Origin of the sequence: Collimonas sp. PA-H2 (genome assembly GCF_002564105.1) — a bacterium.
Classification (GTDB): Bacteria; Pseudomonadota; Gammaproteobacteria; order Burkholderiales; family Burkholderiaceae_D; genus Collimonas.
Genome location: NZ_PDBX01000001.1, coordinates 1,918,698 through 1,943,206, shown reverse-complemented (window position 1 = coordinate 1,943,206; position 24,509 = coordinate 1,918,698). Strand labels below are relative to the sequence as shown.

Here is a 24,509-nt window from a genome sequence, read left to right as displayed (position 1 = left end):
AGAGTCGCACGGAGAGTGTAATTCGCCGCGCTACGGCGGCTCATAAACTCTACCCGAGCGGCTCTGTCCCGCAATTAGCCTGGATAACTACACTCGCCGGTTTTCAGATTTACCGACAGTTCCGTAAAATTTCCTCTTGAGCCGCACAGCGCCGGGCAGCTCGGTATCACGTGCAATTTGTCGCCATCGCGCTGCAGCCGGATGCTGCAATTCATGCCGTGATTATAAAAATCGTAGCCGCGCTGATGACGAGCGGCGACTGGATCTTTCAAAGTGATGCGCCAATTGCTTTTATCGCCATCGTGTTCAACTTCGGCTTGCGGATCGTCGCTGGTGTCGACGCTGCATTCAAAGCCGTGGGTCGGCCGGTACAGCGCCGATTCCCAGCGCAACGCTTCGATGCGCTCGCCATCCAGCCTGAACTCGCCGGTGTCGCCGTAAATCACTTTTTCACCATCTTCATTGCGCGTCAGGTTGCAGCCGAACTTGGTCTGCAATTGCTGCGCCTGGCTGAGCGGCGCCAGCAGCGCCGCAGTCAGGATAAATAGCAGCAGGCTGCCATGGCGACTGACATTTTTCCGTAAAATCGATGGCATGGCGCGGCTCGCTTTTTCAGCCAGGCGTACGCTGGTGCCAGTCGGTGACGCGCTGGAACTGGTGCGCGACGTTGAGCAGCTTGGCTTCATCGTAGTAGTTGCCGATGATCTGCAGGCCGACCGGGCGCCGCGCATTTTTCTCGCCCTGGCCGAAGCCGCACGGTATCGACATGCCAGGTAATCCCGCCAGGCTGGTCGACAGCGTGTAGATGTCTGCCAGGTAGTTGGCGACCGGATCGTTGGCCTTGGCGCCCAGGTCCCAGGCCACGGTCGGCGATACCGGTCCCATGATGACGTCGCACTGACGGTTCGGGCCGCTCAGCGCATTCTGGAAATCCTCGGCGATCAGGCGGCGGATCTTTTGCGCCTGCAGGTAGTAAGCGTCGTAGTAGCCGTGCGACAGCACATAGGCGCCGACCAGGATGCGGCGCTTCACTTCTTCGCCGAAACCTTCCGCGCGCGACTTCTTGTACATGTCGGCCAGATCCTTGTAATCGGCGGCGCGGTGGCCGTAGCGGACGCCGTCGAAGCGGCTCAGGTTGGACGATGCTTCGGCCGGTGCGATCACGTAATAGACTGGGATCGAGAGTTCGGTTTTCGGCAGCGAAATGTCGACCAGGGTGGCGCCCAGCTTTTCGTATTCGGCCAGCGCCGCGCGCACCGCCTGCTCGACATCCGGCGCCAGGCCGCTGCTGAAATATTCGCGCGGGATGCCGATGCGCAAGCCTTTCAGATCTTTCTCAAGATCGCGGCTGAAATCTTCCTTGGGCCGTTCCAGGCTGGTCGAATCGCGCGGATCGAAACCGGTCATGGCGTTCAGCAGCAGGGCGCAGTCTTCCGCGGTTTGAGCAATCGGGCCGGCCTGGTCCAGCGACGAGGCGAAGGCAATCATGCCGAAGCGCGACACGCTGCCATAGGTAGGCTTGATGCCGGTCACACCGCACAGCGATGCCGGCTGGCGGATCGAGCCGCCGGTGTCGGTGGCGGTGGCGGCTGGCGTCAGGCGTGCTGCTACTGCAGCGGCGGAACCGCCGGAGGAGCCGCCCGGAATCGCTGTCTTGTCCCAGGGATTCTTGACCGCGCCGAAATACGAGTTTTCGTTGGAGGAACCCATGGCGAATTCATCGCAGTTCAGCTTGCCGAGGTTGACCATGCCGGCGTTGTTGAAATGCTCCACCACGGTAGCGTCGAACGGGCTGGTGTAGTTTTCCAGCATCTTCGAACCGGCCGTCGCGCGCCAGCCGCGCGTCACGAAAATATCCTTGTGCGCGATCGGCACGCCGGTCAGCGGCGTGCCGCCGTTTTGCGCCAGGCGCTGGTCGGCGGCGCGCGCCTGTTGCAGCGTCAGTTCCTGGTCGACATGCAGGAAAGCATTCAGGTCGCTTTGCTGGATCCTGGCCAGGTACAGTTTTGCCAGTTCCTCGGCGGAAATTTTCTTTTCGTGCAGCAGCACCGACAATTGCTTGAGTGTTTTGGTATGCATAAATATTTCTAACTGTTAACTTTGCGGGACAGCCCGTCAGGCCGAGGGCGGCAAGCCGAGCTTGCCGCAAGCAGGCGCGTAGAGGTTTATTCGATGACTTTGGGCACCAGATACAGGCCGTCTTCGGTGGCCGGGGCCATCTTTTGATACTCCTCGCGCCGGTTCGGCTCGGTCACCTCATCGTCGCGCAAGCGTAGCGATAGATCCTGGCGGATCGCCGCAATCGGATGGCTCAGCGGCTCGATGCCGGTGGTGTCCACCGCGCGCATCTGCTCCACCAGCGAAAAAATACCGTTCAGTTTGTCCAGCGTGGAGGCGGCCTGGTCTTCGGTGAGTTCGAGGCGTGCCAAATTGGCAATGCGCTTAACGTCGGAAAGGGCTAATGACATGATTTTCGATCGCGCTTCGGGGCGCGGCTGCTAGTGTGGTTAAAAAATAAACGGTTTGCTTGCGAAAAACTTCTCGGATTTTTGTAAAAAGCAAGCATTTTGAGCGCTATACGCCCTAAGTTGAGTCAAATTATAAGGTAGAATGTTGCGTCCATGCGGCAGGTAATAGATCTTTACCATGCGCCGGATACTAGACACCCCCCTAAAAAACGTTTGAGCGCATCATTGTTGCGCATTGGAACAATTCATGTTTGGATTTTTACGCAGTTACTTTTCGAACGACCTGGCGATTGACCTGGGTACCGCGAATACGCTGATTTATGTGCGCGATCAAGGTATTGTCCTGGACGAGCCGTCGGTTGTTGCGATTCGGCAGCAAGGTGGCCCTAACGGCAAGAAGACAATTCAGGCGGTCGGCCGCGAAGCAAAACAGATGCTGGGCAAGGTTCCCGGCAACATCGAGGCGATTCGCCCGATGAAAGACGGCGTGATTGCCGACTTCACCGTCACCGAGCAGATGCTCAAGCAATTCATCCGCATGGTGCACGACACCAAGCTGTTCAAGCCGTCGCCGCGCATCATCATCTGCGTGCCTTGCGGCTCGACCCAGGTGGAACGTCGCGCGATTCGCGAATCCGCGCTGGGCGCCGGCGCCTCCCAGGTGTTCCTGATCGAAGAACCGATGGCCGCTGCCATCGGCGCCGGCCTGCCAGTCTCGGACGCTACCGGTTCGATGGTGGTCGACATCGGCGGCGGCACCACTGAAGTCGGCATCATTTCGCTGGGCGGCATGGTCTACAAGGGTTCGGTACGGGTCGGCGGCGACAAGTTCGACGAAGCTATCGTCAATTACATCCGCCGCAACTACGGCATGCTGATCGGCGAACAGACCGCGGAAGCGATCAAGAAGGAAATCGGTTCCGCCTTCCCGGGTTCGGAAGTGCGTGAAATGGAAGTCAAGGGACGCAACCTGTCGGAAGGCATTCCGCGCTCGTTTACCATCTCCAGCAACGAAATCCTGGAAGCCCTGACCGATCCGCTCAACAACATCGTTTCGGCCGTCAAGAACGCGCTGGAACAGACCCCGCCGGAACTCGGCGCCGACATCGCCGAAAAGGGCATGATGCTGACTGGCGGCGGCGCCCTGCTGCGCGATCTGGATCGCCTGCTGATGGAAGAAACCGGCTTGCCGGTGATTGTGGCCGAAGACCCGCTGACCTGCGTGGTGCGCGGTTCGGGCATGGCGCTGGAACGGATGGACAAGCTGGGCTCGATCTTTTCTTACGAGTAATCCAGGCTGATGCGACGCTTGCCCAACCTCTTCAGCTTGATCATGAGGGTGGGTAACGGCAACCGGGTCGGTGCACCAGTGCATACGACCCGTTGTCACATCTACGGTATCAGCATGAACCAGCTGCTGCCGACAGTCACCGACAAAACAGAATCTGTCCATTACTGATGGAATACAGTCCACCACCCCTATTCAAGCAAGGCGCTTCGGCCCGCGCCAAGGCGGTGATATGCACGCTGATGGCGCTGGCGCTGCTGATTGCCGATTCGAAAGTACACGCTCTGCTGCTGCTGCGGCAGGCGGTAGGCACCGCGCTCTATCCCTTGCAGATGGTGGCCCTGGTGCCGCGCGACGCCAGCAATCGCGTGATCGATTATTTTTCTTCACTGTCGACGGTGGAAAAAGAAAACCAGGCATTGCGCAGCAAACAGGGTGAGCGCGCGCAGCAGTTGCAGCAGGCGCAGCAGCTGGCGGCGGAAAATGCGCAGCTGCGCAAACTGCTTGGCGCGCAGCAGCGCTTGCCGGTGAAGTCGGTCATGAGTGAAATCCTGTACGACGCCCGCGACCAGTTCGCCCGCAAAGTCATCATGGACCGTGGTTCGCAGCACGGCGTCGCTACCGGCCAGCCGGTGATCGACGATGCCGGCATCGTCGGCCAGGTCACGCGCGTCTTCCCATTCACTTCCGAAGTCACGCTGCTGACCGACAAGGACCAGGCGATTCCGGTGCAGGTGCTGCGCAACGGCTTGCGCAGCGTCGCCTATGGCCGCGGCCAGTCCGGTTACCTGGACCTGCGTTTCATGTCGTCCAACGCCGATATCCAGAAGGGCGATCTGCTGGTGACCTCCGGCATCGACGGCGTCTATCCGGCCGGCCTGTCAGTCGCCAAGGTGATACAGGTTGAAACCAAGTCGGCCGACGCCTTTGCGCATATCGTGTGCGAACCGGTGGCGGGCATTGACCGTCATACGCAATTGCTGATCTTGCTGGTCGATCCGAATCCGATCGTGCGTCCGGACGATGAAGCCGCCGTTCCCAACAGCAAAGCCGATATCCTCAGCAAGCGCCGCCTGACCGAGAGCACCCGCGACAAGACCAGGGACGCTGCGAAAGATGCCGGCAAGGAAAGTAATCCGGAAGCGGCCCGTAAAAATCCGCAAGGAGCTGGCGTCCGATGATGCGTCCACATTACATTCTATTGCCGGCCAATCCGCTGTTCATTGCGATGACCTTGCTGCTGGCCTTCCTGCTCAACTTGCTGCCCTGGGGCCAATGGCCTGGCGTGCCCGATTTCGTCGCGCTGGCGCTGGTGTTCTGGAGCATTCATCAGCCGCGCAAGATCGGCATCGGCATCGCCTTTTGCATGGGCTTGCTGATGGACGTGCATGAGGCCACGCTGCTCGGCCAGAATGCGCTGGCGTATACCTTGCTGTCCTATTTCGCGATCATGATCCATCGCCGGGTGCTGTGGTTCTCGGTCGGCGTCCAGGCCTTGCACGTGCTGCCCCTGATGCTGTTGACGCAGGTGATACAGCTGGTGATCCGCACGCTTGTCAGCGGCAAGTTTCCCGGCTGGCTGTATTTTTCCGAGAGCTTTGTCAGCATGGCCTTGTGGCCGATGGTGGTGTGGCTGCTGCTGGCCCCGCAGCGGCGCGCAGTCGATCGCGATGATAATCGCCCAATCTAATTTTGCTGCTGCGGCCGCTGCGGCCAATGCGGATTTGTTGCTGACCCGGCGCCGACATATCAATGACTGAATTTAAAAACACCGAACGCGAACTGCGGAATTTCCGCTTGCGGATTTCTGCAGCCATCGCGTTTGTACTGCTCTGCTTTGGCTTGCTGAGCGCGCGTTTTGTCTGGCTGCAGGTGGTGCGCCACGACGCCTACGCCGCCCAGGCTGAAGACAATCGTATTTCGCTGGTGCCGGTGGTGCCTAACCGCGGCCTGATCATGGACCGCAACGGCGTCATCCTGGCCCGCAATTATTCCGCCTACACGCTGGAAATCACCCGTTCGAAAATCAGGGGCGACCTCGATCCCGTGATCGATGAACTGGCGCAAGTGGTCAGCATCACTCCGAAAGACCGGCGCCGCTTCAAGAAATTGCTGGAAGACTCCAAGAGCTTCGCCAGCCTGCCGATCCGCACCCGCCTGAGCGATGAGGAGGTGGCGCGCTTCACCGCCCAGCGTTATCGCTTTCCCGGCATCGATGTGCAGGCGCGCCTGTTCCGCCAGTACCCGCTGGGCGAAGTGGCGGCGCACGTGATCGGCTATATCGGCCGCATCAACCAGAAGGATGCCGACCGCATCGACGACAGCGACGACGCCGCCAACTACAAGGGCACCAGCTACATTGGCAAGGATGGCCTGGAAAAGAGCTATGAAAAGCAATTGCACGGCACTACTGGCTACGAAGAAATCGAAATCGCCGCCAGCGGCCGGGCGGTGCGCAGCATGTCGCACGTGTCGGCGACGCCGGGCGATAACCTGATCCTGTCGATCGACATCGAATTGCAGAAGGTGGTGGAAGAAGCTTTCGGCAACCGCCGCGGCGCGCTGGTGGCGATCGAGCCTTCCACCGGTGACGTGCTGGCGTATGTGTCGCAGCCTTCATTCGATCCCAATCTGTTCGTGGAAGGCATCGACCAGCAAAGCTGGGACGAATTGAACAACTCGCCCGACCATCCGCTGATCAACCGGCCGATGAGCGGCAGCTACGCCCCCGGCTCCACCTACAAGCCCTTCATGGCGCTGGCGGCGCTGGAACTGGGCAAGCGCACGCCTGCATTTGCGATCAACGACGTCGGCTACTTCATGCTGGGCGGCCACCAGTTCCGCGACGACAAGGTCGGCGGCCATGGCCGGGTCGACATGTACAAGTCGATCGTGGTGTCTTGCGATACCTATTACTACATGCTGGCCAACGATCTTGGACCCGACACCATCCATGATTTCATGAAGCCGTTCGGCTTCGGCCAGCTGACCGGCATCGATCTCGAACATGAGCAGCGCGGCCTGCTGCCGTCGACCGACTGGAAGCGAAAGTATTACAAACGTGTGGCGGCGCAGAAGTGGGTAGGCGGCGATACTATTTCGCTCGGCATCGGCCAGGGCTTCAATTCCTTTACGCCTTTGCAGATGGCGCACGCGGTGGCGACCCTGGTCAACGACGGCATCGTGATGAAGCCGCATCTGGTCAAAATCCTCGAAGACGGCGTGACGCGCCAGCACACCCAGACGGTGCCGAAGGAAAGCTACCGGATTCCGCTGAAGCAGGAAAACGTCGACTTCATCAAGAAGGCCATGGTCGGCGTTACGCGTGAAGGCACGGGCGCCAAGGTGTTTGCCGGCGCCGGTTATGATTCGGGCGGCAAGACCGGAACCGCGCAGGTGGTCAGCATCAAGCAGGGTGAGAAATTCGACGCCAAGAAGCTGACCTCGCGCCAGCTCGACCATGCCTGGTACACCGCCTTTGCCCCAGCCGACAAGCCGCGTATCGCGTTGGCCGTAATTGTCGAAAACGGCGGCTTCGGCGCGGCGGCGGCGGCGCCGATTGCGCGCAAGGCCCTGGATTTCTATTTGCTGCGCAAGCGGCCTGGCGATAACGATAAGATAGCCGCGCCGGTTACCTCGCCGGCCGCAGCGGACGAGGATCTGGGGCCGGCGCCAACCGACGTGAAACCAACCGACGGTTCTGACGACAGCTACAAGCCGGGTGAAGCAACCCCGGGAAATCGGGAGTAACAGATGGGCACCGAATTGAAAGCAGCAATATGAGCCTTGGCGACAAGCATGCGTGGCTGCGCAGCATCAAATCCCATGTCGTGGTGTTCGATGCGGCGCTGTCGCTGATCATTTTCCTGATCCTGGCGGTCGGTATCGTTACGCTGTATTCGGCCGGCATCGATTTTCCCGGCCGGGTGGAAGACCAGCTGCGCAACATCTTGGTGGCGTTCGTCATCATGTGGGTTGCCGCCAATGTGCCGCCGCAGACCCTGATGCGCTTCGCGGTACCGATCTATACGATAGGGGTGGCCCTGCTGATCGCGGTAGCCTTGTTCGGCATCGTCAAGAAGGGCTCGCGCCGCTGGATCAATTTCGGCGTCGTCATCCAGCCGTCAGAAATCATGAAGATCGCCATGCCGCTGATGCTGGCCTGGTATTTCCAGAAACGCGAAGGCATGATCACCTGGCGCGATTACCTGGTGGCGGCGCTGTTGCTGGTGTTGCCGGTCGGCCTCATCATCCGCCAGCCGGACTTGGGCACCGGCACCCTGGTGCTGGCGGCGGGCTTTTATGTGATCTTCCTGGCCGGCCTGTCCTGGCGCGTGCTGATCGGCCTGGCGGTGGCGGTCGGCGCCAGCTTGCCGGTGCTGTGGTCGGTATTGCACGATTACCAGCGGCAGCGCGTGATGATGCTGATCGATCCCACCTCGGATCCGCTCGGCAAAGGCTTCCACATCATCCAGTCGACTATCGCAGTCGGCTCCGGCGGCATCTTTGGCAAGGGCTGGCTGAAAGGCACGCAGGCGCATCTGGAATTCATTCCGGAACGCACCACCGACTTCATCTTTGCGGTATTTTCCGAGGAATTCGGCCTGCTCGGCAACGGCGTCCTGCTGTTCCTGTACATGCTGCTGATCGGCCGCGGCATGATGATCGCGGTCAACGCGCCGACCATGTTCACGCGCCTGCTGGCAGGCTCCATCACACTGATTTTCTTTACTTATGCGTTTGTTAACATGGGCATGGTCAGCGGCATTTTGCCAGTGGTTGGCGTACCTTTGCCGTTCATGAGCTATGGCGGCACGGCGCTGGTTACCCTGGGCCTGGGGGCCGGTATCCTGATGAGCATTCAGCGTCATCGAAAACTGATACAGACATAGCATGGTTGAACTTGTATGCTTGGAGCCAGGTCCATTACTGCTGTGCAATGGCCATCGAAATCTTAGGGAGAGTGCATGCTAGGCAAGCAGGGCAGAGAACACAGGGTGAGCGCTAACTACCGCGTAATCGCTTATTCCAGCGTACTGCTGGCGGCGCTGATCCTGGCCGGCTGCGGCAGCGCGCCGAAAGCGCCTTCGTCCTCGGCATCGCCTGCCAAGACGAGCGCAGGCGTTCGTGGCGGGCCGGCGCTGCCTGCTGCAGGCTCCGGCCGCGGCGGCTACTACAAGGACGACGGCCCGGGCGATGTCACGCCTGAGGGGCTGCTGGACGTGCCGGATGCGGTGCCCACGATCGAGCCGTATTCGCGCACCGGCAACAAGCCGTATGTCGTGTTTGGCAAGACCTATACGCCGCTGACCGACGACCAGCCGTTCAAGCAACGCGGCACCGGCAGCTGGTACGGCAAGAAATTCCATAATCAAAAGACATCGTCGGGCGAACTGTACGATATGTACAAGATGACGGCGGCGCATCCGACCCTGCCGATTCCTTCCTATGCCCGGGTGACCAATCTGAAAACCGGCGCCCAGGTGATCGTGCGGGTCAACGATCGCGGACCATTTCATTCCAGCCGCATCATCGATCTGTCCTACACTGCGGCGCTGAAGCTGGGCTATCTCGGCAGCGGTAGCGGCCAGCTGGAAGTGGAGCGCTTGCTGCCGGCAGATATCATCGCGCTCAACAAGCAGCGGCAGAACGGTACGCCGGCGGCGCCGGTTCAGCCTGAACCGCGCAGGGACGCCACGGCATCAGCCAACGTGGTTACCGAATCGGTGGATATGCCGGTTTTGACGGCGCAGCCGTTGCTGCTTGATCCGCCCTCAGCGCAAAGCGACGGCAACAATACGCTGGCCAGCGGGTTCTACCTGCAGTTTGGCGCTTATGCACAGCAAGCCAATGCGGACAGCGCCCGCAGCCGCCTGATGCAGGAATTGTCCGGCCTGGTCGACTCCCTCAACAGCGTTGCGGTCAACGGCCTGTACCGCCTGTATGCCGGGCCATATTCCAGCCGTTCCGATGCCGACAGCATCTTGCAGCAGATCCGCCAGCGCGCCAGCGTCAATCCGATTGTGGTGCAGCGCTAGGTTGTTGCCTGTGGCGCGCCATCATTCCTTGATTTTGTGAACGTCGCGATAAGCCAGTATGGCGAGTAGCTGCTGTTCCTTGTCGTCGTCAAAGCCGCACGTCCCAGTCCACTCCCTGGGGTTTTCATAAGTACCGAATAGCATGTCCCACCAGGTGATGTCGCCGTAGTTGTTCTTGTGACGGCCATGCTGGTGGTGAATCCTGTGCATTTCCGGACGTTGGAAAACCAGTCCTACCCAGCGCGGCGTCTTGATGTTGGTGTGATAGAAAAATTCCCCAATAGCGGTGCAGAAGGTATAGATTGCCCCGGCTTCCAGAGACAAGCCGAGCAGCGAGTAGACCAGCAGGCTGCCGATGACCGAGTTGACGATCATTTCCACGGGGTGTTTGTAAAACGAGGTGATCACCTCAAGCCGCTGCGGGCTATGGTGTATCTGATGAAATCCGCGCCACAGGAAATCATGTTCATGGCGCCAGCGATGCCACCAGTAGAAGATGAAAGTGGCAATGAAATAGGCGATGAAGCCACCGGCCGCAGGCGAAACAAAATGAGACAGATGAAATATCGAGCTCGCAACCAGCCATTTCTCCCAAGTCATCCCTGCCAGCAAAACCACGGCTAGCTGGACTGCATTGACAAGCAGTACTCGCAAAGGCCATGTTCTCACTTCAGGCAGGCGCCATCCCGGGGCCATGCGCTCACATACAAAACAAGCGACAAAAATAATCAAGATAATGCTGATCATGAAAACGGTCTCCTGACTGGGTTATAGATTGAGCTGTCGCTGGAGATGGAATCGGGTGATTCCCGGGTACGCTGGCGCAGTCGCAAGACCAGTACGCCTGCGGCGGCGGTTGCCAGCAAATGCTTCAATGTGTGGCCGCTGATTACGCCGAGAAGATCAAACAGCTGGTGATCGTTTATTTCAACAATCTTTGCCGCGAGATATAGCAGCAGGGCGATGTCAAAGGCCAGGCGATCGCTGGCAGGGGCACGGTAAATCCACTGCCAGAGCGGAATCAGGATAAGCGGCAAGCCCTGCAGCAGAAGATAAGGCCGCAGATCGCCGGCGCCGTGGCGATCGCTTACCCACCACCAGGCGATGCTGAACAACGCGCAGATTGCATACAGAGCCATCCCTGCCTTGCCGTTGTGGCTGCCGACGGTCTCGGCCCTGACGCCGGCCAGCAAGCCGGCGCAAGCCAGGGCGATCGGCAGCCGGTCCCATACCAGCCGCGCATTATCCGGCGCCAGGTGATAGAAAGCGGAACCCAGCGCAGTCAGCAACAAGCCGATCAGAAACAGGTGATAGCCGAGCCAGCCGGCATCCAGAGCGGCATGCCGGCGTAGCGGCCATAAGTTGAGCAGGCCCCAGATGGCGACTATTGCGAAACCGAGATTGGAGAACACATCGGCGGCATGCGGTACTCCGATGAACACGGATTGATCGGCAAATTCGTTGTAATGCGCTAGCTGGACAATCGGACCGTGCAGCAAAAACAGGCCGGTAATTGTCAATGTGGTCAGCGTGGGCAGGTAGACAAGCAAGCGTCTCAAAATAGATCTCTCTGATTGCGATGTGCTCGCAGATTGCCGCAGTATTGGATTTAATGGTACTTTTGTGGGATAAGTATCAAATCTCATACAGGAAAGTATCGAATTTCGATGCTCCACATCATGACAGAAGCCAGGCAACTCATTGCCACCCTCAAGCTGCAATTGAAGCTGCAAGGCAAAACCTATCGCGATGTCGCGCTGGAACTGGGCTTGTCGGAAGCGAGCGTGAAGCGCATGTTTGCTTCGGGGCGATTCGCTGTCGAGCGCCTGGTGCAACTGAGTAATATGCTCGGTTTTACGCTGGCGGAACTGGCGCAGACTGCCAGTGCCGGCGAACTGAGATTGCGGGTGCTGAGCGCCGCGCAGGAACAGGAGCTGGTATCGGATCCCAAGTTACTGCTGGTCGCCGCCTGTGCGCTGAACCATTGGACGCTGCAAGACATCCTGGCGACTTATCGGCTGAGCGAAGCGGAATGCCTGCAATCACTGCTGCGGCTGGACCGGCTGCGTTTGATTACTTTGTTGCCAGGCAACCGGATCCGGCTCAACGTGGCGCGAGATTTCGACTGGATTCCGCAGGGGCCGATCCGCGGATATTTTTTGCAGCAAGGCCTGGTCGATTTTCTGGATAGCGGATTCAGCCAGGCAGATGAGTCGCTGACGTTTTCCAATGGCATGCTGACAGAAGCTGCGATCGTCAAAATGCAGGCCGAACTGCGTCAGGTCCGCCTGAAATTCGCTGAGCTCCACGAGGAAAGTCTGGCTTCGCCCTTAGCCAAGCGGCGCGGCAGCGGCATGCTGCTGGCGATGCGGGAATGGGAGCCGGCCGGTTTCACCAAGTTACGGCGTGGGACAAAATGACTGTGCCAGGTAAGCTATTTTCCATGCAAAAGAGCGGTTTTTAAACGACATAAACAGCCAAAACACAGGTTGTAGATTGTCTACATTTTTTCGTTTTGTAATCGAATGGTCATAAAACTTTCATACGCCTGACATATTAGACCGCAATACTTCGGCCATTCAAAAGCGTAATGGCGGTAACAATCATGGTCGAAATCAAAGGTTTGTCAAAGACGTTCCGCGGCGGCTTCCGGGCTCTGGACAATGTCAGCCTGCGTTTTGCGCAAGGCGAAATGGTGGCCTTGATCGGCGCGTCAGGTTCGGGGAAATCAACGCTTTTGCGTCATATTTCCGGATTGATGGCGGCAGATAATAGCGGCGGCACGATTTCCATCGATGGCCAGCCGGTCCAGAAGGACGGCTTGGTCGATCGCAATATCCGTGCAGTGCGCGCTAATGTCGGTTTCGTTTTCCAGCAATTCAATCTGGTCGGCCGCTTGCCGGTTTTGACCAATGTCCTGACCGGCGGCCTGTCGCGCATGCCGCTCTGGCGCAGCTGCTTCAAATTGTTTACCGCGGAAGAAAAGGCACTCGGACTGGAAGCGCTAGCGCGGGTCGGCATCTCCGACCATGCCTACAAGCGCGCTTCGGCGCTCTCCGGCGGCCAGCAGCAGCGGGCGGCGATTGCCCGCACCATCGTACAGAAGGCGCGCGTGGTGCTGGCCGATGAACCGATTGCTTCACTGGATCCGGAGTCGGCGCGGCGGGTGATGCAAACATTGGCCGACGTTAACCAGCGCGACAAGAGCACGGTCATCGTCTCCCTGCACCAGGTCGATGTGGCGCTGCGTTTTTGCCCGCGTACGGTGGCGTTGCACAAAGGCCGGGTGGTATACGACGGCCCGTCCAGCGCCTTGACCGAAGCCATGCTGCGCGAATTGTACGGCAGCGAGGCGGAAGACATCCTGGGTGGCTCCAACAACCTGACCCGGCCGGCCGCCGCAGCACCGACGCCGTTCGACAGCATTCCGGCAATGGCGGTCGCGGCCTGAACCCAAGCGCAATTTTCACTTACCAGCTTATCCAATCACATCCATCCTAATCAGGAGTTTCACATCATGTTTGCAAAATTATTTTCCGGCGTCGCAATGAGCATGGCGATGCTGGCGGCGACCGCTGCGCATGCCGACGACGCCAAGGTGCTGAACTTCGGCATCATCTCCACTGAATCGTCGCAAAACCTGAAGCAGGACTGGCAGCCGGTATTGGACGAAATGAGCAAGCGCATCGGCATCAAGGTGAATGGCTTCTTTGCCTCCGACTACGCCGGCATCATCGAAGGCATGCGTTTCGGTAAAGTGCAGATGGGCTGGTTCGGCAACAAGTCGGCCATGGAAGCGGTCGACCGCGCCAGCGGCGAAGTGTTCGCCCATGTCGTCAATCCGGACGGCACATCGGGTTACTACAGCCTGGTCGGCGTGCAGAAGGACAGCCCGTACAAGAGCATCGAAGACGTCCTGAAGAATTCCAAGAGCCTGACTTTCGGCATCGGCGATCCGAATTCGACTTCCGGTTTCCTGCTGCCGAACTACTATATCTTTGCCAAGAACAATGTCGATCCGAAGACGGCATTCAAGGCCATCCGTACGTCCAATCACGAAGCCAACATCCTGGCTGTCGCCAACAAGCAGCTTGATTCCGCCGTGTTCGCATCCGACACCATGGACCGCGTTGAAGAGCGTCAGCCTGCCGTCGCCAAGGAAGTGCGCGTCGTCTGGAAGTCGCCCCTGATCGCTGCCGATCCGCTGGTATGGCGCAAGGATCTGCCGGCCGACACCAAGGCCAAGATCAAGGATTTCTTCATCAACTACGGCAAGACCGGTCCTAACGCGGCGCAGGAAAAAGCCCAGCTGGCCAAGCTGCAATACAGCGGCTTTGCCGAATCCAGCAACGTGCAGCTGAATCCTATCCGCCAGCTGGAATTGTTCAAGCAAAAAGGCAAGCTGGAAGCCGACGAGAACCTGAGCGCCGACGAAAAGAAAACCAAGCTTGACGACATCAACCGCAAATTGTCCGACCTGGCCAAATCCTAAGCAATGACTAGTTTCGTACCCTTGAAAATGCAAACCACGTTTCCGGTCCCGCCCAAGCAGTCGATCGGCCGGACGCTGTTCTGGGGCGTGCTGCTGGCAATCCTGATCGCTTCATGGAAGGGCGCCGACATGCGCCCGCTGGAACTGCTGCGCGACGGCGGCAACATGGGCACCTACGCCGCCAGCTTTTTCCCGCCAGACTTTCACGAGTGGCGCACTTATCTGCAAGAGCTGCTGGTGACGATACAGATTGCGGTTTGGGGTACGGCGCTGGCGGTGGTCTGTGCAGTCCCGTGCGGCTTGCTGGCATCCTCGAATATCGCGCCAGCCTGGGTCAACCAGCCGGTGCGCCGTTTGATGGATGCGGCACGTGCGATCAATGAAATGGTGTTTGCCATGCTGTTCGTGGTGGCTGTTGGCCTGGGGCCGTTTGCCGGCGTGCTGGCGCTGTTTGTCGCCACTACCGGGACGCTATCGAAACTGTTTTCGGAGGCAGTGGAAGCCATCGATCCGCAACCGGTCGAAGGTATCCGTGCCACCGGCGCCAACGCCCTGGAAGAAATCGTCTACGGTGTGCTGCCGCAAGTAATGCCGCTCTGGATTTCTTATGTGCTGTATCGCTTCGAAGCCAACGTGCGCTCGGCGACGGTAGTCGGCATGGTCGGCGCCGGCGGCATCGGCGTCATCCTGTGGGAAGTGATCCGCAGCTTTGAATACTCCCAGACATGTGCAGTGCTGATCATGATCGTGGTTGCAGTCAGCATGATCGACCTGGTGTCGTCGCGCATGCGGAAACTGTTTATCTAAATAATCGCTGGCTTTTCTCTCGATGACGGGGCGCCTGATTGCAGGTGCCCCGTCATTTTTCCATCTGCGGAATTTTCGGTATAGTCTCTATCCATTCGCATAACCTCGCCACGGAGCTAAGACGCATGACTGCCGATCATTCCCCGCCGCAGGTGACGGTACGCCAGGCCACGGCCGACGATGCCGCAACCCTGGTAGCCCTGCTGGCCGAGATGGACGATACGCCTGCTCGCGCAGCTACCCTGGATGCGGATGGAGCACGCAAGATCATGGCGGCGATGGCGACCTACCCTTATTTCAGGGCCTATCTGGTATTTTCCGACGGCATCGCAGTCGGTACCTTCAGCATGCTGGTGTTTTGCAGCTTGACGCACGAAGGCACCCGGCAGGCGGTGCTGGATGCCGTGGTGATCAGCCGCGCCAGCCGCGGGCAGGGCATCGGCAACGTGATGCTGGATCATGCGGTGCGGATTGCCGGCGAGGCGGGCTGCTACAAGATTGCGCTGTCGTCCAACCTGAAGCGGATGGATGCGCACCGCTTCTATGAAAATTTTGGTTTTACCCAGCATGGAATCAGCCTGGCGGTGCCGGTACCCAAGTCCAGCGGATGATTGCGGCAAAGATGGCTGAATCGCTCTGACGGTCTTCAGAAATTCCCTGCTCGGGCGCATAATATGCGGACAGCCATAGGAGAGATGACCTTGCCAACTTCAGAAAATCCGCAACCGACCAACGATTTCCTCACTGCGGCCTCCGCCGACGGCGCGCAGGTAAAAGTAAGCTTGCATGGCGCCCATATTTGTTCCTGGTGCACGCCGGATGGCGTCGAGCGGCTGTTCATGAGCCCGCTCAATTCCTGGCGCAGCGACAGCGCCATTCGCGGCGGCATACCGGTGGTTTTCCCGCAGTTCTCCAACGAAGGGCCGCTATCCAAGCATGGCTTTGCGCGCGTCAGTTTATGGACGTTGCTGGAGACTTCCCGGCAGATCGATGGCAGCGGCCTGATCCGCTTGGGTCTCAGCGATTCCGAGGAAACCCGGAGCATATTTCCGCATGCTTTTTCACTGGAGTTGCGCATTGAATTTTCCAGCCAGGAGCTCAATACAGAACTGGTGGTGAGCAATACCGGGGAGCAGCCTTTCGACTTTACCTGCGCCTTGCATACCTACCTGAGCACGCAACTTGCAGACGCCGCGGTATACGGACTCGTAGGCCATCAATACAGGGATTCAGTGGATGGCCGCCGCATCAAGCAGGCGGATGTGGAAGTCCTGCATATCAGGGAAGAGATCGACCGGGTTTATTTTGCGGTCGATAAGCCAATCACCTTGAGCGATCATCAGCATAGTGTGATCGCTAGCCAGACCGGGTTTGTCGATACGGTGGTGTGGAATCCCTGGGAAACCGGCTGTGCAAAGATGGCCGACCTGATGTTGGATTCCTACCAGCATTTTGTTTGTATTGAAGCTGCCACGATTCAACATCCCATTAGCTTGGCGCCGAATGCCACCTGGCGTGGCTCCCAAAACCTGGAATGCCTGCGGGTCGCTGTCTAGTCGAACTTGCCGCCCTGCATCGGAAAAGCCTTCAAGAATTCCGCCACCGGCAGCCGCTTGCCGCCCGGCTTCTGCAATTCAATAATCCGCAAAGCACCGCTGCCGCAAGCCACCACCACGCCATCCTGCGGATCGGCGCTGATGATGGTTCCAGGCGCGTACCCGCCGTCGGCCGCGCTCACCTGTGCTTGCCACAACTTCAAGACGACGCCAGTGAATGATGCGTGGGCGGCAGGGAAGGGATTGAAAGCGCGTATCTTGCGTTCCAGCACCTCTGCCGACAGCGTGAAGTCCAGCGCCGCTTCTTCCTTGCTGATCTTGGCGGCGTAGGTCACGCCTTCCTCTGGCTGCGGGGCTGCCGGCAATGCATTCTGTTCCAGGCGGCTCAGCGCTTCTACGATCATCTCGCCGCCCAGCTTTGCCATTTTGTCATGCAGGCTGCCGGTGGTGTCGGCGGCGCTGATCGCTAGTTTTTCAATGAGCAGCATGGCGCCGGTATCCAGGCCCTGGTCCATTTGCATGATGGTGATGCCGGTCTCGCTGTCGCCAGCTTCGATCGCGCGGTGGATGGGCGCCGCGCCGCGCCAGCGCGGCAGCAGCGAGCCGTGGATGTTGAGGCAGCCGCGCGGCGGGATATCGAGGACGCTGAGCGGCAGGATCAGGCCGTAGGCGGCCACCACCATGACGTCGTGCGGCGTTGCCCGCAGCAGTTGGTGCGCCTCGCTGGCGATCTCGGGGTACTTGCCATCCAGCCGCAGCGATACCGGCTGCGCTACCGGGATCTGGTGATCGAGCGCAAACTGCTTGACCGGCGACGCATGCAGTTGCATGCCGCGGCCGGCCGGGCGGTCCGGCTGGGTCAGCGCCAGGACAATCTGATGGCCGGCGTCGTGCAAGGCCTTGAGCGCCACGGCGGCGAATTCGGGAGTACCGGCGAAGATGATTTTCATTGTGAGCGATAAGACGGAAGGGTGGCCAAAATGACTACGGGACAAACTGCAAGAGCCGTTGACAGGGCGCTTCTTGCAGTTTGTCCCGCAACATGGAAAAGATGGTTATCTAGTACCGTATTGCTTGTCGCGTTTCTGCTCGCGCTCTTCCTTGAGCATCTTGGCCTTGATACGGTTGCGCTTCAGCGGTGACAGATATTCAACGAACACCTTGCCTTGCAAATGATCCATCTCGTGCTGGATGCAGACCGCCAGCAAGCCATCGGCGTCGACTTCAAACGGCTGGCCGTCCGCGTCCAGGGCGCGTACTTTCACGCGCGCAGGGCGTTCGACGCCATCGTAGACGCCCGGCACCGACAGGCAGCCTTCGTCGTAAATCTGTTTTTCTTCGCTGGCCCAGAGAATCTGTGGATTGATGAAAACCCGCAGGTCGCTGCCGGTATCGGAAGTATCGATCACCACCAGTTGCTCGTGGACGTCGACTTGCGACGCGGCCAAGCCGACGCCGGGCGCTTCGTACATGGTTTCAGCCATGTCGGCGATCAATTTTTTTAACCGACTGTCAAAAACTGTCACTGGCTTGGCAATTTTATGCAGGCGGGCGTCGGGATAACGCAGGATATTTAATAAGGACATGCTTGAATGCGTAACAATTAGGCGGTTTGGAAAGGGTTTTCTCTTGCTAGTTCAATCGATTATGGGCAAAATTTGATTCACTATGGCAAGTTTTTTGCTTTATTTTGCTTTACCAAGATCAAATGCCGTGGCGACGAACCAGTCAGGAGCCGAAAAGGCTCCAGGGTACAGGCGCCAATTTAACGCAGTATTCACCGGAAACAATATGAAAAAGTTTAGCACAGCTGCACTCCTTCTTGCTTTATGCACCGGATTTGGCATTTCCAGCATGGCCCACGCCCAGGCAGTCAAGACCATGCGCTGCGAGTTCTTGCCGAATGCTCCGGACCAGCACGTGGTGGTGCGTGGCGACACGCTGTGGGGAATTTCCGGGCATTTTTTACAACACCCATGGTGCTGGCCGCAGGTGTGGGGCCTGAACCAGGATCAGATCCGCAATCCGCACTGGATCTATCCAGGCCAGATCGTGTATTTCGACCGCGTCAACGGCCGTCTGCGTCTGGGCAATAGCACTAGCGGCGAGCCTGGCGTGGTCAAGCTGTCGCCGCAGACGCGGGTGCAAGGCATCGGGCGCGACGCGATCACCACCATTTCCACCGATGCAATCGGACCTTTCCTGTCGCAGCCGCTGATCATCGAAGGCGACGACTTGAGAACCGCGCCGCATATCGTGGCAGTGCAGGAAGGCCATCTGAACCTGGGCAAGGGCGATAAAGCCTATGTGCGCGGCGACCTGGCTGACGCGGCTGCATTCCAGGTTTTCCGTCCCGGTAATCCGCTCAAGGATCCGGTCACCGGCAAGGTCATCGCCAATGAAGCGCTGTACCTGGGCACTTTGAAACTGGAACGCCGCGGCAGCACGCCGGAGGAGGCGGCTACTTTCAGCGTGGTCGACACCAAGGAAGAAATGCAAGTCGGCGACCGCATCATCCCGCGCCCGGTCGAGCCGATCCTGAATTATGTGCCGCATGCGCCAGCCGGCAATGTCGACGCCCGCATCGTTTCTATCTACGGCGGCGTAGCCACGGCAGCGCAGAACCAGATCGCCACCATCAATCAGGGCAAGGCTGACAATATCGACGTCGGCACGGTACTGCAGCTGTCGCGCCTGGGACGCACCATCAAGGATCCTGCCGATCACAACAAGAAGGTCAAGCTGCCGGACGAACAATACGGTACCCTGTTCATCTTCCGCGTGTTCAACCATATTTCGTATGGCCTGATCATGGAAGTCCAGAATACGGTCGATATCGGAGACACCGCCAGATCGCCACAATGATGTAAAGGTCCTTGCTGTTAACAAAGATAATTTTCAAGACGATGGTGGTGGTGCTGGTCTGAGCCGCCATCGGGGCGCAACCGATGCCGATGAGCTGGCAGCCTGGTTGCGTCTCGAGCAGACTGCCGGAGTCGGCGCCGAAACTGCGCGCCGCCTGCTGGCGGCTTTCGGCCTGCCGGCCAACATCTTTTCCACTTCTTTCTCTGCCCTGCACAAGATCGTGCCCGAGCGTATCGCCTATGCCTTGCTGGCGGCGCCGTCGGACGCCACCCTGGCGCTGATCGAGCGCACCCTGGAGTGGCTGCAGCAACCCGCCAATCAGTTGTTTACCCTGGCGGATGCAGGCTACCCGCAAGCCTTGCTGGACATTGCCGATCCGCCTCTGATGCTGTATGTGAAGGGGCGGGCCGAATTGCTGGCGCGGCCGGCGCTGGCGGTGGTCGGCAGCCGCAATGCGACGGTGCAGGGCATCGCCAACGCTGACCGTTTTGCCGAAATCCTCAGCCAGCGCGGCCTGACTATCATCTCCGGCCTGGCCTTGGGCGTGGATGCTGCTGCCCACCAGGGCGCATTGCGTGGCGCTGCGGGCAATGCGGAGGCCGGCAGCACCATTGCCGTGATCGGCACCGGCGCCGACATCGTTTATCCGGCGCGCAATCGCGGGCTGGCGCATCAGATCGCCGAAGCGGGCTGCATTGTCAGCGAGTACCCTCTGGGCATGCCTGGCATCGCGGCAAATTTCCCGCGCCGCAACCGCATCGTCTCGGGTCTGGCGCGTGGCGTGCTGGTGGTGGAGGCGGCGGCTCAATCGGGTTCGCTGATCACTGCGCGGATGGCCGGCGAGCAGGGGAGGGATGTGTTTGCCATTCCCGGCTCCATCCATTCGCCGCTGTCGAAAGGTTGCCATCAGTTGATCAAGCAGGGCGCCAAGCTGGTGGAATCGGCGCAAGATATCCTGGAAGAGTTGCGCAGTTTCCACAGTCCGGTGAAAGTGCCGGCCAGCGTTGCCGCTGGCGAGGCGCTGGTTGCCATCGAGGATACTGTTGTCTCAACTGACGACGAGTTGCTGCGGCAACTCGGCTATGATCCGGTCAGTTTCGATGTGCTGGCGGCGCGCTGCGATAGCGATGCGGCCAGCTTGAACGGCCGCTTGCTTGAACTGGAGCTGGCCGGCCTGATCGAAGTTCTGCCCGGCGGCCTTTATCGCCGCCTCGACTGATATTGCTGCACCGTATTTAAAGACTAATTCGCGATTTCGCGCAGCTTTGCGCAAATCCTGCGATACTGATATACGTATACTGACGCTCGAAGCTGCAACATTGCTGTAAGGCATTTCACTGTTACGTTGCACTTTACTTGTCATACCCTTACCTTAGCGATACAGTAGAACCATGTTTGAAGTCCTTGTTTACCTGTATGAAACTTATTATCGGCCCGATGCCTGCCCTGAACCGGAGGCCTTGGTCAAGAAGCTGTCGGCGATCGGCTTTGAAGAAGACGAAATCGCCAAAGCCCTAGGCTGGCTGACGGATCTGGCGGAAGCCAACCACGAATTCGCCGATAAGTATCCGCAGCAAACCTCTTTTTCATTTGGCATCCGCATTTACGCTCAGCAGGAAATCGACGTGCTGGGCATAGCCGCGATCGGCTTCATCCAGTTCCTGGAGTCGGCCAAGATGCTCAATCCGGTGCAGCGCGAGATCGTGATCGAGCGCGCATTGACCGTCAGCGAGACCCCAGTCCCGCTCGACAAACTCAAGGTGATCGTGCTGATGGTGCTATGGAGTCAGGGCAAGGAGCCGGACGGCTTGATGTTCGACGAGTTGTTTCTTGACGAAGACGACGATCCCGAACCGCGCCTCTTGCATTAGCCGCGCTCAGCGCCATCTGTCCTATGACGGCAGACCCGCGCACATGCGGCCGCGCTTGCAGCTTTTCCAGCAACCCGCTTATCATTGGCCGCAATATTTGCCCGCCACCGTGCGTGTTTGATGTTAGCCGTGGAGTCGGCAGCGAAATCGTCTGGTGTATTATGAGAGAATTTCTCTCTGGCAACCAAAATTCCGAATTGCCGCGATGGCTAAAAAACAAGCCATGGCGTGCATAAGCAAAAAAATGCGCTGAAATATAGCGCGCTACTTTCGAGACAACACTATGAGCAAGACCCTCATCATTGCCGAGAAACCTTCTGTCGCGAACGATATCGCGAAGACGCTCGGCGGCTTCACCAAGCACGATGAGTACTTTGAATCCGACGAATACGTCCTGTCATCGGCCGTCGGCCACTTGCTGGAAATCGCGGTTCCTGAAGAATACGACGTCAAGCGCGGCAAGTGGACCTTCACCCATCTGCCGATGATTCCGCCGCACTTTGCGCTCAATCCGATCGCGAAGACCGAGTCGCGCCTGAAGGTGCTCAACAAGCTGATCAAGCGCAAGGATGTCACCGCCCTGATCAACGCCTGTGACGCCGGGCGTGAAGGCGAGCTGATTTTCCGCCTGATCGCGCAATATACGAAAGCCAAGCAGCCGGTCAAGCGCCTGTGGCTGCAATCGATGACGCCGGGCGCGATCCGCGACGGCTTCACCCACCTGCGCGAAGACAAGGATATGCTGCCGCTGGCCGACGCTGCCCGCTGTCGCAGCGAAGCGGACTGGCTGATCGGCATCAACGGCACGCGTGCAATGACCGCCTTCAATTCGAAAGAAGGCGGTTTCTATTTGACCACTGTCGGCCGGGTGCAGACGCCGACGCTGTCGATCGTGGTCGAGCGCGAAGAGAAGATCAAGAAGTTCGTGCCGCGCGATTTCTGGGAAGTGCGCGCCGACTTTGTTTGCGCCGCGGGTATCTACGAAGGCCGCTGGCTCGACACCGCCCACAAGAAGGATGAAACCGATCCGGAAAAGCGCGCCGAACGCCTGTGGAGCAAGGCTGCCGCCGAATCCATCGTCGCTGCCTGCCGCGGCAAGCTGGGCAACGTCAAGGAAGAATCGAAGCCGACCACCTCGATGGCGCCGGCGCTGTTCGACCTGACCAGCCTGCAGCGCGAAGCCAACTCGCGCTTCGGCTTTTCGGCCAAGAACACGCTCGGCCTGGCGCAAGCGCTGTACGAAAAACACAAGGTGCTGACTTATCCGCGTACCGATTCGCGCCACCTGCCGGAAGATTACCTGAGCACCGTCAAGCAGGCACTGGAAACGGTCTCCGAAAATAATAACTACCAGCAGTTCGCCGCGCAGATCCTGAACAAGGGCTGGGTCAAGCCGAACAAGCGCATCTTCGACAACACCAAGATCAGCGATCACTTTGCGATCATCCCGACCACGCAGGCGCCGAAGAATCTGTCGGAACCGGAACAGAAACTGTACGACCTGGTGACGCGCCGCTTCATGGCGGTGTTTTTCCCGGCCGCCGAATTCCAGGTCACCACCCGTTATACCGAAGTGTCCGGCCATCAGTTCAAGACTGAAGGCAAGGTCATGACCAATCCGGGCTGGCTGGCGATCTACGGCAAGGAAGCCGCGGATGAAAAGGATCCGGAGAACAGCGGTACACTGGTGGCGGTGGCCAAGGACGAGAAGGTCAAGACCGATAAAATCACTGCCAACGGCCTGGTCACCAAGCCGCCCGCGCGCTACACGGAAGCGACCTTGCTGTCGGCCATGGAAGGCGCCGGCAAGCTGCTGGACGACGGCGACCTGCGCGAAGCGATGGCCGGCAAGGGCCTGGGCACGCCGGCGACGCGCGCTGCCATCATCGAAGGTTTGCTGAACGAGAAATATCTGCTGCGCGAAGGCCGGGAAATGATGCCGACCGCCAAGGCGTTCCAGCTGATGACTTTGCTGCACGGCCTCGGCGTGGACGAGCTGACCGAGCCGGAACTGACCGGCGAATGGGAGCACAAGCTGTCGCAGATCGAACGCGGCACCATCAGCCGCGAAGAGTTCATGCGCGAAATCGCGCAGCTGACCCAGATCATCGTCAAGCGCGCCAAGGAATACGATAACGATACGATCCCTGGCGACTACGCCACCTTGCTGGCGCCATGCCCGAACTGCGGCAGCGTGGTCAAGGAAAACTATCGTCGCTTCGCCTGCACCAAGTGCGAATTCTCGATGAGCAAGACGCCGGGCAGCCGCCAGTTTGAAATTCCGGAAGTGGAAGAACTGCTGACTAACCGCACCATTGGTCCGCTGCAGGGTTTCCGTTCCAAGATGGGCCGGCCGTTTGCCGCCATCCTGAAAATCAGCCGCGACGAAGAAATCAAGAACTTCAAGCTGGAATTCGATTTCGGCCAGAATGACGGCGAAGGCGAAGATGGCGAAGGCGTTGATTTCACCGGCCAGACTGCCCTCGGCCCGTGCCCGAAATGCGCCAGCGGCGTGTACGAAATGGGGCTGGCCTACGTCTGCGAAAAAGCCGTAGCCAAACCGAAGGCTTGCGATTTCCGCAGCGGCCGCATTATTCTCCAGCAGGAAATCCTGCCGGAGCAAATGGTCAAGCTGCTCAACGATGGCAAGACCGATCTGCTGCCAGGTTTCATTTCTCAGCGCACCCGCCGTCCGTTCAAGGCTTTCCTGGTCAAGGGCAAGGACGGCAAGGTAAGCTTCGAGTTTGAAGAACGCAAAGCCAAGGCCCCGGCCAAAGGCAAGGCCAAGGCAGCAGCGGTGGAAAGCGAAGACGACGCGGCTGAAGTCAAGACGGTAGCGAAGAAGCCGGCAGCCAAGAAGCCTGCGGCTAAAAAGGCGGCTCCCAAAAGAGTCGTCGCTAAACGCAAGGCAGCCTAAGCGCTGAGATGCACCAGCAAAGCCGCTCCCTGAGCGTAATGCCGTTCAGTTAAGACTGAACGGCATTTTTATTTGCGGAACTCGTAGGGTGGGCACTCCGTGCCCACGCGGATGGGCCGGGGGGCGTAGTCGGGGCACGAATGTCAGGGACACGAATATCCATGATACTGCGTGGGCACGGAGTGCCCACCCACCCTACGCCATGTC

At 59.0% G+C, this 24,509-nt stretch carries 23 protein-coding genes; 16 read left to right on the top strand and 7 right to left on the bottom strand.

The annotated features are described in order from the left end of the window. Positions 1-74 precede the first annotated feature (74 nt). The 3 genes from BCF11_RS08795 to gatC all read right to left on the bottom strand — a co-directional run bounded on the left by BCF11_RS08795 (position 75) and on the right by gatC (position 2,468). On the bottom strand, positions 75-596 hold the full coding sequence (locus BCF11_RS08795; RefSeq protein ID WP_098494405.1) for a hypothetical protein: 522 nt from the start codon (positions 594-596) through the stop codon (positions 75-77). 16 nt (positions 597-612) lie between these two features. After that, positions 613-2,079: an Asp-tRNA(Asn)/Glu-tRNA(Gln) amidotransferase subunit GatA gene (gatA, locus tag BCF11_RS08790; RefSeq protein ID WP_098494404.1), complete on the bottom strand. Its 1,467-nt coding sequence runs from the start codon at positions 2,077-2,079 to the stop codon at positions 613-615. Positions 2,080-2,165: 86 nt separating this feature from the next. Continuing rightward, positions 2,166-2,468, bottom strand: coding sequence for an Asp-tRNA(Asn)/Glu-tRNA(Gln) amidotransferase subunit GatC (gene gatC / locus BCF11_RS08785; RefSeq protein WP_098494403.1), 303 nt, complete (start codon positions 2,466-2,468; stop codon positions 2,166-2,168). Between the two features lie 247 nt (positions 2,469-2,715). Between gatC and BCF11_RS08780 the strand changes: the two genes are divergently transcribed. From BCF11_RS08780 to BCF11_RS08755, 6 genes are all read left to right on the top strand, one after another. Continuing rightward, positions 2,716-3,759: a rod shape-determining protein gene (locus tag BCF11_RS08780; protein ID WP_041742639.1), complete on the top strand. Its 1,044-nt coding sequence runs from the start codon at positions 2,716-2,718 to the stop codon at positions 3,757-3,759. 167 nt (positions 3,760-3,926) lie between these two features. Beyond that, a complete protein-coding gene (gene mreC, locus BCF11_RS08775) occupies positions 3,927-4,937 on the top strand; it encodes a rod shape-determining protein MreC (protein WP_098494402.1) in 1,011 nt (336 codons plus the stop codon). Then, complete coding sequence (gene mreD / locus BCF11_RS08770) at positions 4,934-5,446, top strand: rod shape-determining protein MreD (RefSeq protein ID WP_098494401.1); 513 nt, start codon at positions 4,934-4,936, stop codon at positions 5,444-5,446. Before mreC ends, mreD begins: the two co-directional genes overlap by 4 nt. Positions 5,447-5,508: 62 nt before the next feature. Continuing rightward, the gene (gene mrdA, locus BCF11_RS08765; RefSeq protein WP_098494400.1) at positions 5,509-7,506 is read left to right on the top strand and encodes a penicillin-binding protein 2; all 1,998 of its coding nucleotides are present in this window, start codon (positions 5,509-5,511) and stop codon (positions 7,504-7,506) included. Positions 7,507-7,535: 29 nt separating this feature from the next. After that, on the top strand, positions 7,536-8,648 hold the full coding sequence (rodA, locus tag BCF11_RS08760; protein WP_098494399.1) for a rod shape-determining protein RodA: 1,113 nt from the start codon (positions 7,536-7,538) through the stop codon (positions 8,646-8,648). A gap of 75 nt (positions 8,649-8,723) precedes the next feature. Continuing rightward, on the top strand, positions 8,724-9,794 hold the full coding sequence (locus BCF11_RS08755; protein ID WP_098494398.1) for a septal ring lytic transglycosylase RlpA family protein: 1,071 nt from the start codon (positions 8,724-8,726) through the stop codon (positions 9,792-9,794). Between the two features lie 21 nt (positions 9,795-9,815). Here the strand turns inward: BCF11_RS08755 and BCF11_RS08750 are convergent, their stop codons facing one another. Together BCF11_RS08750 and BCF11_RS08745 are read right to left on the bottom strand one after the other, a co-directional pair. Beyond that, entirely contained in the window at positions 9,816-10,541 is a 726-nt protein-coding gene (locus BCF11_RS08750) for a sterol desaturase family protein (RefSeq protein ID WP_098494397.1), read from the bottom strand. Further along, positions 10,538-11,353, bottom strand: coding sequence for a hypothetical protein (locus tag BCF11_RS08745; protein WP_143751278.1), 816 nt, complete (start codon positions 11,351-11,353; stop codon positions 10,538-10,540). The genes BCF11_RS08750 and BCF11_RS08745 overlap by 4 nt, the downstream gene beginning before the upstream one ends. Positions 11,354-11,473: 120 nt before the next feature. On the opposite strand from BCF11_RS08745, the gene BCF11_RS08740 reads away from it, so the two are divergent. From BCF11_RS08740 to BCF11_RS08715, 6 genes are all read left to right on the top strand, one after another. Continuing rightward, the gene (locus BCF11_RS08740) at positions 11,474-12,214 is read left to right on the top strand and encodes a transcriptional regulator (protein ID WP_098497393.1); all 741 of its coding nucleotides are present in this window, start codon (positions 11,474-11,476) and stop codon (positions 12,212-12,214) included. A gap of 185 nt (positions 12,215-12,399) precedes the next feature. Continuing rightward, positions 12,400-13,245 (top strand): phosphonate ABC transporter ATP-binding protein, encoded by an 846-nt coding sequence (gene phnC, locus BCF11_RS08735; protein WP_233212424.1) that lies wholly within the window; start codon positions 12,400-12,402, stop codon positions 13,243-13,245. 66 nt (positions 13,246-13,311) lie between these two features. Further along, positions 13,312-14,286: a phosphonate ABC transporter substrate-binding protein gene (phnD, locus tag BCF11_RS08730; RefSeq protein ID WP_098494394.1), complete on the top strand. Its 975-nt coding sequence runs from the start codon at positions 13,312-13,314 to the stop codon at positions 14,284-14,286. Positions 14,287-14,313: 27 nt separating this feature from the next. Continuing rightward, positions 14,314-15,093: a phosphonate ABC transporter, permease protein PhnE gene (gene phnE / locus BCF11_RS08725; RefSeq protein ID WP_369827845.1), complete on the top strand. Its 780-nt coding sequence runs from the start codon at positions 14,314-14,316 to the stop codon at positions 15,091-15,093. A 125-nt stretch (positions 15,094-15,218) separates the two neighbouring features. Continuing rightward, positions 15,219-15,704, top strand: a complete 486-nt coding sequence (locus BCF11_RS08720) for a GNAT family N-acetyltransferase (RefSeq protein ID WP_098494392.1) — start codon at positions 15,219-15,221, stop codon at positions 15,702-15,704. Positions 15,705-15,794: 90 nt separating this feature from the next. Next, positions 15,795-16,649 carry a D-hexose-6-phosphate mutarotase gene (locus BCF11_RS08715; protein WP_158229165.1) on the top strand — a complete coding sequence of 285 codons (855 nt, stop codon included), beginning with the start codon at positions 15,795-15,797 and terminating at the stop codon, positions 16,647-16,649. On the opposite strand, the gene fmt is transcribed toward BCF11_RS08715, so the two are convergent. Further along, on the bottom strand, positions 16,646-17,599 hold the full coding sequence (fmt, locus tag BCF11_RS08710; RefSeq protein ID WP_098494390.1) for a methionyl-tRNA formyltransferase: 954 nt from the start codon (positions 17,597-17,599) through the stop codon (positions 16,646-16,648). The two genes, BCF11_RS08715 and fmt, sit on opposite strands and share 4 nt — an antisense overlap. A gap of 105 nt (positions 17,600-17,704) precedes the next feature. Continuing rightward, the gene (gene def, locus BCF11_RS08705) at positions 17,705-18,235 is read right to left on the bottom strand and encodes a peptide deformylase (RefSeq protein ID WP_098494389.1); all 531 of its coding nucleotides are present in this window, start codon (positions 18,233-18,235) and stop codon (positions 17,705-17,707) included. Between the two features lie 205 nt (positions 18,236-18,440). On the opposite strand from def, the gene BCF11_RS08700 reads away from it, so the two are divergent. From BCF11_RS08700 to BCF11_RS08685, 4 genes are all read left to right on the top strand, one after another. Then, positions 18,441-19,514, top strand: a complete 1,074-nt coding sequence (locus BCF11_RS08700; RefSeq protein ID WP_098494388.1) for a LysM peptidoglycan-binding domain-containing protein — start codon at positions 18,441-18,443, stop codon at positions 19,512-19,514. A gap of 58 nt (positions 19,515-19,572) precedes the next feature. Then, the gene (gene dprA / locus BCF11_RS08695) at positions 19,573-20,733 is read left to right on the top strand and encodes a DNA-processing protein DprA (protein WP_098494387.1); all 1,161 of its coding nucleotides are present in this window, start codon (positions 19,573-19,575) and stop codon (positions 20,731-20,733) included. Positions 20,734-20,905: 172 nt separating this feature from the next. After that, positions 20,906-21,385: a DUF494 family protein gene (locus tag BCF11_RS08690; protein WP_098494386.1), complete on the top strand. Its 480-nt coding sequence runs from the start codon at positions 20,906-20,908 to the stop codon at positions 21,383-21,385. Between the two features lie 283 nt (positions 21,386-21,668). Continuing rightward, positions 21,669-24,302 (top strand): DNA topoisomerase III, encoded by a 2,634-nt coding sequence (locus BCF11_RS08685; RefSeq protein WP_098494385.1) that lies wholly within the window; start codon positions 21,669-21,671, stop codon positions 24,300-24,302. Positions 24,303-24,509 lie beyond the last annotated feature (207 nt).

Coding starts and splice junctions, on each gene's coding strand:
- BCF11_RS08700 (WP_098494388.1), top strand. CDS start 18,441: ATGAAAAAGTTTAGCACAGCTGCACTCCTTCTTGCTTTATGCACCGGA.
- BCF11_RS08795 (WP_098494405.1), bottom strand. CDS start 596: ATGCCATCGATTTTACGGAAAAATGTCAGTCGCCATGGCAGCCTGCTG.
- gatA (WP_098494404.1), bottom strand. CDS start 2,079: ATGCATACCAAAACACTCAAGCAATTGTCGGTGCTGCTGCACGAAAAG.
- rodA (WP_098494399.1), top strand. CDS start 7,536: ATGAGCCTTGGCGACAAGCATGCGTGGCTGCGCAGCATCAAATCCCAT.
- phnC (WP_233212424.1), top strand. CDS start 12,400: ATGGTCGAAATCAAAGGTTTGTCAAAGACGTTCCGCGGCGGCTTCCGG.
- BCF11_RS08780 (WP_041742639.1), top strand. CDS start 2,716: ATGTTTGGATTTTTACGCAGTTACTTTTCGAACGACCTGGCGATTGAC.
- mreC (WP_098494402.1), top strand. CDS start 3,927: ATGGAATACAGTCCACCACCCCTATTCAAGCAAGGCGCTTCGGCCCGC.
- BCF11_RS08750 (WP_098494397.1), bottom strand. CDS start 10,541: ATGATCAGCATTATCTTGATTATTTTTGTCGCTTGTTTTGTATGTGAG.
- BCF11_RS08690 (WP_098494386.1), top strand. CDS start 20,906: ATGTTTGAAGTCCTTGTTTACCTGTATGAAACTTATTATCGGCCCGAT.
- gatC (WP_098494403.1), bottom strand. CDS start 2,468: ATGTCATTAGCCCTTTCCGACGTTAAGCGCATTGCCAATTTGGCACGC.
- BCF11_RS08755 (WP_098494398.1), top strand. CDS start 8,724: ATGCTAGGCAAGCAGGGCAGAGAACACAGGGTGAGCGCTAACTACCGC.
- def (WP_098494389.1), bottom strand. CDS start 18,235: ATGTCCTTATTAAATATCCTGCGTTATCCCGACGCCCGCCTGCATAAA.
- mreD (WP_098494401.1), top strand. CDS start 4,934: ATGATGCGTCCACATTACATTCTATTGCCGGCCAATCCGCTGTTCATT.
- phnE (WP_369827845.1), top strand. CDS start 14,314: ATGCAAACCACGTTTCCGGTCCCGCCCAAGCAGTCGATCGGCCGGACG.
- fmt (WP_098494390.1), bottom strand. CDS start 17,599: ATGAAAATCATCTTCGCCGGTACTCCCGAATTCGCCGCCGTGGCGCTC.
- phnD (WP_098494394.1), top strand. CDS start 13,312: ATGTTTGCAAAATTATTTTCCGGCGTCGCAATGAGCATGGCGATGCTG.
- BCF11_RS08720 (WP_098494392.1), top strand. CDS start 15,219: ATGACTGCCGATCATTCCCCGCCGCAGGTGACGGTACGCCAGGCCACG.
- BCF11_RS08740 (WP_098497393.1), top strand. CDS start 11,474: ATGACAGAAGCCAGGCAACTCATTGCCACCCTCAAGCTGCAATTGAAG.
- BCF11_RS08685 (WP_098494385.1), top strand. CDS start 21,669: ATGAGCAAGACCCTCATCATTGCCGAGAAACCTTCTGTCGCGAACGAT.
- mrdA (WP_098494400.1), top strand. CDS start 5,509: ATGACTGAATTTAAAAACACCGAACGCGAACTGCGGAATTTCCGCTTG.